The sequence below is a fragment of the Bradyrhizobium sp. AUGA SZCCT0177 genome, from assembly GCF_018130125.1.
Taxonomy (GTDB): domain Bacteria; phylum Pseudomonadota; class Alphaproteobacteria; order Rhizobiales; family Xanthobacteraceae; genus Bradyrhizobium.
In genome coordinates this window covers 45,305-56,833 of sequence record NZ_JAFCMA010000041.1, presented here as the reverse complement: position 1 = coordinate 56,833, position 11,529 = coordinate 45,305, and the positions used below count along the sequence as shown (strand labels likewise).

Below are 11,529 nucleotides of genomic sequence, written 5' to 3'. Positions count from 1 at the left end.
AAGCCGTAAAGCCATTGCGCAGGGAAGGCCGGGTGTTCTCCGCTGCCCTGTATGCTCGTGTGCAGCCTACTTAGTGCAAACCGCACACGGGACCGCGGGTGCAGCGCGCACCCGGTCTTCCCTGCGCCCTCTGTATTTAGGGCGGGAAGTTTCTGCCAAAGCTCGGACGCATCGCGTCGCGAGATCGCTGGCGCATGTATGCCTCGCCAGCCGCATGGCAGGTCACCCGCCCGGCGCTAGGCCGGGTCAGGCGAAGCTGATACGATTTCATCCAAACAACGATCGGGGACCGTAGCATGGACAATCGCAGCGACATCTGGCGGGGCATTGACGTCATCAAGCCGCGCTTCATCGATTTGGCCGACAGGGTCTGGGCGATGCCCGAGGTCTGCTACACCGAGGCGCGCTCTGCCGCCGAACATCTGGCCGAACTGCGCCATCAGGGTTTCCGCATCACCGAGAATGTCGCCGATATTCCCACCGCCCTGATGGGCGAATGGGGCGAGGGCGGTCCCGTGATCGCCTTCCTTGGCGAATATGATGCGCTGCCCGGTCTCAGCCAGGAGGCGGGCGTCGCGGAACATCGCCCCATCGAGACCGGCGGCCATGGCCATGGCTGCGGCCACAATTTGCTGGGTTCGGCGGCATTGCTCGCCGCCACCGCCGTCAAGGATTGGCTAGCCGCGAGCAAGACGCCGGGGCGCGTGCGCTATTACGGCTGCCCCGCCGAGGAGGGCGGTGCGGCGAAAACCTTCATGGTGCGCTCGGGCGCCTTCGATGATGCCGACATCGCCATCACCTGGCACCCCAACAGTTTCTGGGAAGTCGCGGTGACGCCGTCGCTCGCCAACACCCGCGCCGATTTCATCTTCACCGGGCGCGCCTCGCACGCCGCGGTCTCGCCGCATCTCGGCCGCAGCGCGCTCGACGCCGTGGAGCTGATGAATGTCGGCGTCAACTACATGCGCGAGCACATGCCGAGCGAAGCCCGCGTGCATTACGCGCTGCTCGACACCGGCGGCATTGCCCCTAACGTGGTGCAGGCCCACGCCCGCGTGCGCTATTCGATCCGCGACCGCGACCTGCCCGGGATGAACGCGCTGGTGGGGCGCGTTCACAAGATCGCGCAAGGCGCCGCGCTGATGACCGAAACAAGCGTGGAGATGCGGATCATTTCCGCCGTCTCCAATGTTCTGGACAACACCCCGCTCGAGCAAACCCTGCACCGCATTATGACGGACCTCGGCCCCCCGCATTTCGACGAGGCGGACAAGGAGTTCGCCACAAAAATCCGCGCAACCCTGACCGACAAGGACATCGCCTCCGTCTATCATTCGATCGGCATGGATCCGACCGACCGGCCGCTGGCTGATTTCATCGTGCCGCTGGATGCCAAGCGCAATCCGCAGATCGGCTCGACCGATGTCGGCGATGTCAGCTGGGTGGTCCCGACCGTTCAGGTTCACGCTCCCACGGTCGCGATCGGAACGCCGTTTCACACCTGGCAGATCGTCGCCCAGGGCAAGAGCCCGCATGCCCACAAGGCCATGGTCCAGGCCGCCAAGGCGATGGCCGCGCTCGGCGTCCAGGCGCTGGGCGAGCCGGAACTGATCGCAGCCGCGAAGGCCGACCTCAAGAAGCGCACCGCGCGCACGCCCTATGTCTGTCCGCTACCGGATAATGTCGCGCCACCGCTGGATATGTCGTTGGGTTGAGCGGGCCTGACCTGGCGAACGAACGTTTCGGGGCGGCGCGAATGGAATTCCCACCACTTCCCTACGTCGCTGTGGCCGAATCGTTCAAGCTGCCGCCGGGCATGAATTTCCGCGGCACGTCGGGCGTTGCCTTCAATTCCAAAGGCAACATCTTCGTTATTCATCGCGGGCTGATGCCGCTGATGGAATTCGATCCCGACGGCCATTTCATCCGCGGGTTCGGCGAAGGGATGTTCGAACGCTCGCACGGCCTGCGGATCGACGCGCAGGACAACATCTGGGCGACCGACGTTGCCGCGAACCTGGTCTACAAGTTCAATCCGTCCGGTCGGCTGGAAATGGTGCTCGGCGTCAAGGGCCACACCGGCGAGTGGCATCCATTCGGGCACCTACGGCTGTTCCACGAACCGAACGAGGCGGTGGTCGGCCCGACCGGCGACATCTTCGTGCTGCAAGGGCACGGCAAGGGCACGTCGTGCGTGATCAAGTTCGATCCTGACGGCAATTTCATCAAGACCTGGGGCAGCAACGGCAAGGGGCCCGGTGAATTCGACCTGCCGCACTCCCTGGTGTTCGACGCGCAAGGGCTGCTCTACATCGCCGACCGCAGGAACGAGCGCATCCAGGTGTTCGACGCCGACGGCAATTACATCCGCTGCTCGCAGCATCCCGGCGCGCCTTGCGGGCTGTTCATGGGCGACGATCAGCACATCTGGCTGGCAGCCGGTCACACCGGCCAGATCATGAAGCTCGATCTGAGCGGCAAGGTGGTGGGGATGATATCAGGCGCAGGGCAGGGCAAAACGCTCGGTAAATATGGTGAAGCCCATTACATCGCTGTGAGCCCGCGCGACGAGATCTTCGTCGCCGACACGCTGAACTGGCGCATCCAGAAATACGTGAGGGAATGACTTTGTCGGTGACCGTGCATGATTGACCAGGAGTACGACACGATCATCATCGGCGGCGGCTCCGCCGGTGCCACGCTGGCCGCGCGCCTCAGCGAGGACCCCGCCCATCGCGTGCTGCTGCTCGAGGCCGGGCAGGATTTTCGCACCGCCGACACGCCGGAGCACATCCAGATCCCGAACCCGATGCGCGCCATCGGCGATGATAATTTCCGCTGGCCCAAGCTCCTGGCGAGGCGAACCGAGCAGCAGGCGCCGCGCCTGCTGTGGCGCGGGCGCGCCATGGGCGGCAGTTCCACGATCAACGGCCAGATCGCCATCCGCGCGATGCCTGACGATCTCGACCGCTGGGAAAGAAGCGGCTGTGAGGGATGGGGCTGGGACGCGATGCTGCCCTGGTTCTGCAAACTGGAGACCGACAAGAATTTTCCGGACGCGGCCTATCACGGCGATCGCGGCCCGATCCCGGTGTATCGCGCGCCGGTGCCGGATTGGGGAAACGTGGACCGGGCGCTGCGCCAGTCCGCGCTCGGCCTCGGCTATGGCTGGTGCGACGACCACAACGCGCCTGATGGCACAGGTGTGTCGCCCTACGCCATCAACAGCGAGGCCGGGCGCCGCGTCTCCACCAATGACGGCTACCTCGAGCCGGCGCGCGGCCGCGAGAATTTGCGGATCGTCGGCGATGCCCTGGTCGAAGGAATCGAATTCGAAGGCAACCGGCTCCACGCCCGTGCGGTCCGGGTGCGCATCGGCGGCAAATCATATGCGCCCACGGCGAAGTATGAGGTGATCCTCTGCGCCGGTGCCATTCACTCTCCCGCCATTCTGCAGCGCTCCGGCATCGGTCCTGCGGCATTGCTGGAAGGGTTGGGCATCCCTGTTCTGGCCGATCTGCCGGTCGGCGAAAACCTGCTCGATCATCCGATCATGGATGCGCTGCTGCATCTGCGCGAGCACGGCCAGGTCGGCACGCTGATGCACCGGCACACCAATTGCTGCCTGCGCTACAGCTCCGGTCTCGAAGGCGCCGGTGAGAACGACATGATCATGATCGCCGGCAACCTCGCCCGAGACGTCAATCAGACGGCCAGCACCGCGCGCGGCCGCATCGCGGTGTCGATCTACCAGGCGTTCAGCCAGGGCCACGTCCGCATCACCACGTCAGACCCGACCATCGATCCGGCGGTGGAGGAGCGTATGCTGTCCGATCGCAGCGATCTCATTCGTATGCGCGACGGCGTGCGCCGCCTGCGCGAGATCTGCCTGCAGCCCGCCATCACCGACATCGCCCACCGCGTCGAATACGGCGCCACCGGACGCTCGATGGACGAGGCGCTCGGCGAAGCCGAACTCGACGACTGGCTGTTCACTGAGTGCAGCGACGCCCAGCACGCCAGCGGCACCTGCCGCATGGGCGCGGCCGACGACCCTCGCGCCGTGGTCGATCCCGAATGCCGCGTGATCGGCTGCACCGGCCTGCGCGTCATCGACGCCTCCATCATGCCGGAAGTCCCGCGCGCCAACACTCATTTGACGACGGTCGCGATCGCCGAGCGGATGGCGGATAGGTTGAGGGGCGGGAAGTGAGGGACCGGGAGGCCGGCCGTCACGATTAGCGCCGTTGAACCCGACATGGCGCGGCGGATGCCGAGACGTGCCGGCCACCAAGCGGCCTGGTGCGCGAGCCGGGGCTTCTCACTCGAGGCCGGCGAGAAGGGAGTTGATAAACGGCGCCTTGTCCGCAAGGTACTGGTGAATGCCGTCGGCATTTTCCCGTTCGAGGGCGAGCTTCAATTCCTGATACCTCAACCGATCGGCCGGATGCAGGCGAAGATGGTCTCGGAATTTCAGCATTCGCGCGATGGCCGGATGGCCTTCGCGGCAAACGTGGAGCTTGTGCGTGCGGACGCCGCCGACATCCCGCTTGAAGAAATGGTGGCCTGGTGAAAGGTCGCCGCCGCGCCGGTAGCCAAGCGCTTCAAATGCCCGGGTCCACTCCTCGGGAACGCTGCCGGATGTGACCACGGCCAGGATGTCGATCTCAGGTTTCGCCGCCAATCCCGACACGGCTGTGCTGCCGACGTGATGGATCTCCTGCAATGCCGATCCGAAGGTAGGAGACAATCGCTCGGCTTCCTCCGCATACCGTTGCGGCCACTCGGGATCGTAGGGCGTGATCGAACTCGTAAGGGGCATGGGAAAGCCAGGCCGCGGCGTACCCGCTTATCTCAGATTGAATTATCGGAAACTCACAGCGCCGGAAAGCGTGGCACTCATTTGATTCCCGCGATAACAGCGTCCCCGGCTCTACGGATCGAGCTCGGTGTCCCAATACAAATAGTCGAGCCAGCTATCGTGCAGATAGTTCGGCGGGAACAGGCGCCCGTTGCGGTGCAGTTGATGCACGGTCGGTGCGAACGGGTGTTGCCTTGGAAACATCCGCGCCTGCTGCGGCGTCAAATTGCCCTTGCGCAGATTGCACGGCGAGCAGGCCGCGACGACGTTCTCCCAGGTGGTCTGGCCGCCCTTGCTGCGCGGGATGATGTGATCGAAGGTGAGGTCGTCATGCGCCAGGCAATATTGGCAGCAGAACCGGTCGCGCAGGAAGACGTTGAACCGGGTGAAGGCGGGATGCGTGGTCGGCTTGACGAAGGATTTGAGCGACACCACGCTCGGCAGCTGAATCTCGAAGCTCGGGCTGTGCACCGCGCGGTCGTAATGCTCGACGATGTTGACGCGGTCGAGGAACACCGCCTTGATCGCGTCCTGCCACGACCAGAGAGACAGCGGGTAGTAACTCAGCGGCCGGAAATCCGCGTTCAGCACCAATACCGGCCAACCGCCTTGCGAGACGTGTGCGTTCAAGAAACGCTCCTGACTCCCATGTTAGCTGCGAAGCAGCATGCGCCCTGCATACTACAGGCAGCGTGACGGGATTGTGAAGAGTGTTCCGGGCCTTATCCAGCATATGCCGCCCCCGAATCGCCATGGTTCCGTGGGCCTTCGAGGCATCTCCAGGGGCAGGCATCGGCGGTCAATCCATCGTGATCGGGCGTGCCAGCCTCGAGCCGCGCGGCCGGTCCTACACCTTCTCCAGCTTCTGCAGGCAGCGGCCGACGCCGACCTCCGTCGGCATCGGCGTGTCCGGAAAGCTGGTCTTCCAGTTGGTGACGCCGACCTCGCCGACATAGATGTCGCCTCTGGAATCCAGCGCCAGGCCGTGGGGGGCGAGGAATTTGCCGGTCTCGATCCCCGGGCCGTCCTCACCGCCGAGCCGGGCGATCCGCTGGCCCTTGGCGTCGACGATGGAGAGTCGCGGCCCGAGATTCGGTACCTTGAGGTTGACCGGCATGCCGGGGCCGAGCTCGCCGACAATGAAGGTGGGATGCTTGCCGCCGCAGCAATGCAGCGCGCAGGGCCGGTGCAAATTGTTCCACTGGGTCTCGTACTTGCCGTTGCCGTCGAACACCTGCACGCGGTGGTTTTCGCGGTCGGCGACGTAGACGAAGCCGTCCACGTCGGTTGCGATGTTGTGGACGATGTTGAACTGGCCGGGATCGGAGCCCGGCTCGCCCCAGCTCTTCAACAGCTTGCCGTCGGGTGTGTATTTGTGGACGCAGGCATTGCCGTAACCATCAGAGACATAGATCTCGCCCTTCGGCGACAGCGCCGTATGGGTGCAGCGGTGGAACGGCTCGCCGCTCATATACGGCTTTGGCCGGTTCGGGATGCCGATCGTCAGCAGCACCTTGCCGTCGACCGAGCACTTGCGCACGGTGTGGTCGCCGTCATCGGTGCAATAGAGATTGTCGTCGGCGTCGATGTGCAGCCCATGGGCGCGGTTGAACAGCCCTTCGCCCCAACTCCTGAGGAAATTCCCCTCGCGGTCCAGCACCACCATCGGGTGGGCGCCGCGGTTGAAGACGTAGATGCGGTCGCGGCTGTCGACCGCGACGGAAGCGACGTCGGTCAGGCTCCAGCCATCGGGCAGCTTCGCCCAGTTCTCCACCACGCGATAACGGTGTTCGCCCGAGCCCAGAATGGATGGCATGTTTATTCCCCCATTGTTGCTGTCATTCCGGGATGGTCCGAAGGACCAGACCCGGAATCTCGAGATTCTCCGATGTGCAATTGCACATCGTAGTTCGTGCTTCGCACGCCCCGGAATGACGGCGTTGGTTTGGTTGATGGATTCACGCGCTGGCCGCCGCCGGCTTGGCACCGCGCGGCAGCAACCCTTCCTCGATCGCCTTGATCTGCAGCGCCAGATGTTTCGATCCGATGCGGCATTGCGCGAGGCCGCCGGCGATGAACCACAGGCCGGGCTGGCCCGTGCGGGTGTACATGTTGCGCAGTTCCTGGCCGTCGCCAAAGCCCCAGATGGTGCCGACGCGGTTCATGACGGCTTCGCCGAACAATAACCGCACCAGCTCTTCCTGCCGCTTGTAGCCGGTCGCCAGCACGACGAGATCGGCGGCGATGGTCTCGCCGTCCTTCATGTCAGCGCCATCGGCGACAAAGCCTTCGACATCGGCGAATTGCTTCAGAGCGATGTCGCCTTTGACGATCAAATCGGAGCAGCCGACGTTGAAATAATAACCGCCGCCGCGGGTGAGGTATTTGAACTGCCAGCCGGTGTTATCCTCGCCGAAATCGAGCTTGAAGCCCGCGCGCGTAAGTCCCTCCAGCAGCTCCTTGTCGAGCTCCTTTGATTTCTCCGTGGTCAGCGCGTGGCTCCTCCGCGCCACCTTCAGCGGCATCGAGGTCGCGATCAGATCGTTGTCCTCGAGCGTGCCCTCATTGTAGGGCGCGTAGACCAGTTGCGCCGAGGGCTCGATGCTGACGACCAGCGTCGATGAGCGCTGAAACAGCGTCACCTCGGCGCCGCTTGAATGCAGATCCTGCGCGATGTCGTGGCCGCTGTTGCCGGTGCCGATCACGATCGCGCGCTTGCCCTTCCAGTTCTCGCCGTCGTCGTACTGGCTGGAATGCATCAAGCTGCCCTTGAAATCCTTCAGGCCGGCAATGTCGGGCCGGCTCGGGATACCGCTGACGCCGGTCGCGAGCACGACATGGCGCGGATGCATGGTGCGCCTGCTGCCGTCGGCGCGCCGCAGCGTCACGGTCCAGCGCTGTTCATGCTCGTCGTAGCTGCCGCCCTCGAACTCGGTCTCGGTCCAGAAATTCAGCTCCATGGCCTCGACATAGGCCTCGAACCAGTTGGCGAGCTTGTCCTTCGGGATGTAGGTCGGCCAGTTCGGCGGGAAGTACATGTAGGGCAGGTGGTTGACCTGCACCTGGTTGTGCAGCGTCAGCGCGTGGTAGCGCTTGCGCCAATTGTCGCCGATGCGCTTCTCGCGATCGACGATCAGCGTATCGACATTCAATTGCTTCAGCCGTGCCGCGATCGAGAGGCCGGATTGTCCGCCGCCGATCACGAGCACGGTCGGGTCGTGTTCGGCATAGCCGGCGGAAGCCCTGCGCAGATCGAGCCAGTTGGGGCCGCGGAAATCGCGTGAATAGGCGTTGCCGCGCGGCCGCGCGACGCCGATCTGCTCTTCAAAGCCCTTGAGTTCGCCAAGCTCGGTCAGCAGCGTCCAGGCCTTCAGGACGTTGCCGGCATCCGGAATCAGCCGGATGATGCCGCTGCCGCGTCCGACCCTGGTCTCGAACTTGAAGATCGCCTCGATTGCGTTGGTGCCCGCGCGCATCACCTTGCGCGGCGCGGCGCGGTTGGGATCGACCGCAAATTCAACAGGGCCGGCGGCGGGCGCGTGAAGCGCGAGCTCTTCCAGGATGGCGTCCGCGCCGTTGACAGTCTGGATGTTCCAGCTCAGCGCCAGCACGTCGCGCCAATGGCTGTCGGCATGAAACAGCGTCTTCAGCAGGTCGCTATCGGATTTCGCCAGCGCCTCTTCGAACTGCGCCAGCCAGTTGTCGGCGGCCACCGAAATATCGTCCGTCCTGTCGAGCATGCGCGCTTCTCGTCACCGGCCGTCTGTGCGGCGTTTTCCCTGTGGCTGCGAGCCTATACCCATTCGGGAGACTGCAGGAAGGGCGTGAGGAGATAGCGGTTATCTCTAAATCGACAGGATATGCCCCTGGTCCGGCGGCACGCGGCCGTTGAGGGTGTCGAGATAGACCTGTTGAACCGCCGCCGGTCCGCGGCCTTCGGTCACGGTGAGCCATTGATCCAGCTTCGGGACGAAGCCGGACCATGCCGCGCCAAATCGCGTATCGACGCCGCCCGGTCCCCATTCCTTGGCGCGCTTGCGGATATGATCCGGTGCAAAGAACCAACTCGGCTTGGCGCCCGGCAATTCCGGCTCGTCGGGCGACGTGCTGCGGTGGGTGAGGCCGACGCGTCCGGAATATTTCATCTGGTCGCCGAAATGCCGGTGCAGGCGCTCGCGCAGATCGCTATTGCCGGCCATGTCGACATAGGCGGCCGGCGCGTCCGCAGGAATCGATGTCACGGCGTCGTAGGTCACGACCTCATCGTAGCAGCCGAGCGATTTGACGAATGCGACGTTCGGAGCCGAGGTCAGCCCGATCACCTTGATCCCGTCACGCCCGTGCAGGAGATGCGCGAGGCCGTAGGCGGTCTTGCTGGAGGCCGACGACAGCATCACGCGGCGCGCGCCATAGAAATCATTTTCGGCGAGGAAGTCGTCGACCAGGAACGACAGCATGAACAGCGGCCGCAGCAGCGCCTGATAATCGCCCTGCTTGCCGGTGAACGCCGGATCGCCGCTGACACGGGCATAGGCGTTGTAGACCGGCGCAGCGACTTGCCGGTGCGCGGCACCGTCGCGCAGGCCGCGCTTGGTGACGTCGGCGGCCTCGATCACGAGGTGGGTCGCCATCGGGAAGTAGCCGAACAGGGTTTCGCCCACGGCGACGTTCGGATGCTTCGAGGCGATCACCTCGCCAAATCCCCACACCGGAATGTTGCCGAAATCCTTTGGTGCCGGAAACAGCTGCCAGTATTTCAACGCATCGCCCATCACGGCATAGGTGACGTTGTTGGCGGTGAAGGCGAAGCGGGTGATCTTGACCAGCAGCGCGTCGGCCGGCAACGCGGCTGCGTCCGGCAGTTGCGTTTCGATCGATTTGCATTGCTGCAGATCGTTGCGGGCGACGATGAAGTCGGTGGCGTGCATGTGCTCGATCCCTGCTTGTGACGTGCGGTGATCTTTGCGCCCAACGATGAACGTTTTGCAACAGCAATGATGTTTAAAACATCGTTCGGATCAAGCGTCGAAATGCATCCCCGTCATTGCGAGCGAAGCGAAGCAATCCACCTTTCCGCCCGGGGATAGATGGATTGCTTCGTCGCTTCGCTCCTCGCAATCACGGACAGACGGATCACACGATGGCGCGCAGACGCCCTTCCGCATGGAGATCCCTGAGCTTGCGTTTAAAAATCTTGCCGGTGGCTTCGCGCGGCATCGCGTCCATGAACTGGATGTCCTTTGGTACCTTGAAGTTGGCGAGGCGGGTGCGCAAAAAATCCTGCACCGCCGCCGGCGACAGCGCGGCGTTGGTGTCGGGCTCGATGCAGGCAAACAGCCGCTCGCCGAACTCGTCGTCGGGAACTCCAAACACCGCGCAGTCGCGCACGCCGTCCATGCCGATCAGCGCGTTCTCGATTTCGGCGGGATAGATGTTGACGCCGCCTGATATCACCATGTCGCGTTTGCGATCGCACAGGAACAGATAACCATCCTCGTCGAGATAGCCGACGTCACCGACGCTGACGAGGCCGTCGCGGCCGGCCTCGGCGCGCGCCTCGGCCTTGCCGTGGTAATCGAAATCCGGCACCGACACCTGCCGCATGAAGATTTCGCCGGGCTCATTGACGCCGCACAGCTCGCCGTCGGGGCGGAAGATTTTGACGACGCCGCCCTCGATCGCTCGGCCGACGGTGCCGGGTTTGGCCAACGCCTCCTCGGCCGAGTGCCACACCGGGATTCCGGTTTCGGTCGAGCCGAAATATTCGTTGATGACCGGTCCCCACCAGTCGATCATGGCGCGCTTGACCTGCGGCGGGCAGGGGGCCGCGCCGTGGACGACGAAGCGCAGCGACGACAGGTCATAACGTTGTTTCACCTCGTCCGGCAGGCGCAGCAGCCGCACGAACATGGTCGGCACCATATGCATGTGGGTGACGCGATGGCGCGCGATCAGTTGCAGCATGTCCTCGGGGTCGAAGCGCGGTTCGAGCACGATGCGGCAGCCGCTGCGAAACGCCAGCATGCCGTAGGAGCTTGGCGCCGAATGGTACATCGGGCCGTTCATCAGGACGATCTGATCGTCATCGGCCTTGATGCCGTAGGCGATGGTGCCCACGCGCGCCGAGGCCGCTTGCTGTTCCGGCTTCATCGGCTTGCGCCGCACGCCCTTGGGCAGGCCCGTGGTGCCTGACGTATAGAACATCGGCGCGCTGCCGATCGGCGGCTCCGGCGATGGCGCATGGGTGTCGCGCCAGACGTCCCAGTCGGTCATGCCACCAGGGATTTGCGTCAGCGCGGGCGGAACATCGAACGCCGCGGCGATTTCCGGCGGTGTGGTCACGATCAACAGCTTGATATGGGCTGATAGCCCGTCCCTGATTTGCGGCAACAGGTCCGCGTGGCAGACCAAAATCCGGGCACCGCTGTCGGCCAGGATATAGGCGACCTCTTCGGCCTTCAGGTGCCAGTTGATCGGAACCACCGGGCTGCCAAGCGCTGCGGCTGCGCCGGTAACCTCGAACAACGCAAAATCATTGCGCAGCATCATGGCGACCGGCGTGCCGCCGCCAAGGCCGAGGCTTTGAAATCCCGTCGCCGCGCGTGCGATGCGGTCGTAGATCTGGGGGTAGCTGATGGAACGTTCGCCGCCGATGATCACGTTGCGTG

General features: G+C 64.1%; 9 protein-coding genes. 3 read left to right on the top strand and 6 right to left on the bottom strand.

Going from position 1 to position 11,529, the window contains the following annotated elements; all coding sequences use genetic code 11:
• Positions 1-296: 296 nt before the first annotated feature.
• Genes JQ597_RS33115 through JQ597_RS33105 form a run of 3 tightly spaced genes read left to right on the top strand, consistent with a single transcriptional unit; the run spans position 297 to position 4,213 of the window.
• Positions 297-1,715 (top strand): M20 family metallopeptidase, encoded by a 1,419-nt coding sequence (locus tag JQ597_RS33115; protein WP_212269616.1) that lies wholly within the window; start codon positions 297-299, stop codon positions 1,713-1,715.
• A 41-nt stretch (positions 1,716-1,756) separates the two neighbouring features.
• Positions 1,757-2,626, top strand: coding sequence for a peptidyl-alpha-hydroxyglycine alpha-amidating lyase family protein (locus JQ597_RS33110; protein WP_212269615.1), 870 nt, complete (start codon positions 1,757-1,759; stop codon positions 2,624-2,626).
• Between the two features lie 18 nt (positions 2,627-2,644).
• Positions 2,645-4,213: a GMC family oxidoreductase gene (locus JQ597_RS33105; RefSeq protein ID WP_212269614.1), complete on the top strand. Its 1,569-nt coding sequence runs from the start codon at positions 2,645-2,647 to the stop codon at positions 4,211-4,213.
• A 108-nt stretch (positions 4,214-4,321) separates the two neighbouring features.
• Here the strand turns inward: JQ597_RS33105 and JQ597_RS33100 are convergent, their stop codons facing one another.
• The 6 genes from JQ597_RS33100 to JQ597_RS33075 form a co-directional block, all read right to left on the bottom strand.
• Positions 4,322-4,822, bottom strand: a complete 501-nt coding sequence (locus tag JQ597_RS33100) for a GrpB family protein (protein WP_212269613.1) — start codon at positions 4,820-4,822, stop codon at positions 4,322-4,324.
• Positions 4,823-4,933: 111 nt separating this feature from the next.
• Positions 4,934-5,491, bottom strand: coding sequence for an HNH endonuclease (locus JQ597_RS33095; RefSeq protein ID WP_192738334.1), 558 nt, complete (start codon positions 5,489-5,491; stop codon positions 4,934-4,936).
• 217 nt (positions 5,492-5,708) lie between these two features.
• Positions 5,709-6,677 carry a peptidyl-alpha-hydroxyglycine alpha-amidating lyase family protein gene (locus JQ597_RS33090; protein ID WP_212269612.1) on the bottom strand — a complete coding sequence of 323 codons (969 nt, stop codon included), beginning with the start codon at positions 6,675-6,677 and terminating at the stop codon, positions 5,709-5,711.
• Between the two features lie 142 nt (positions 6,678-6,819).
• The gene (locus JQ597_RS33085) at positions 6,820-8,601 is read right to left on the bottom strand and encodes a flavin-containing monooxygenase (protein WP_212269611.1); all 1,782 of its coding nucleotides are present in this window, start codon (positions 8,599-8,601) and stop codon (positions 6,820-6,822) included.
• Positions 8,602-8,706: 105 nt separating this feature from the next.
• The gene (locus JQ597_RS33080) at positions 8,707-9,789 is read right to left on the bottom strand and encodes a DUF2855 family protein (RefSeq protein WP_212269610.1); all 1,083 of its coding nucleotides are present in this window, start codon (positions 9,787-9,789) and stop codon (positions 8,707-8,709) included.
• A gap of 205 nt (positions 9,790-9,994) precedes the next feature.
• Positions 9,995-11,521: an acyl-CoA synthetase gene (locus tag JQ597_RS33075; protein WP_212269609.1), complete on the bottom strand. Its 1,527-nt coding sequence runs from the start codon at positions 11,519-11,521 to the stop codon at positions 9,995-9,997.
• Positions 11,522-11,529: the final 8 nt, after the last annotated feature.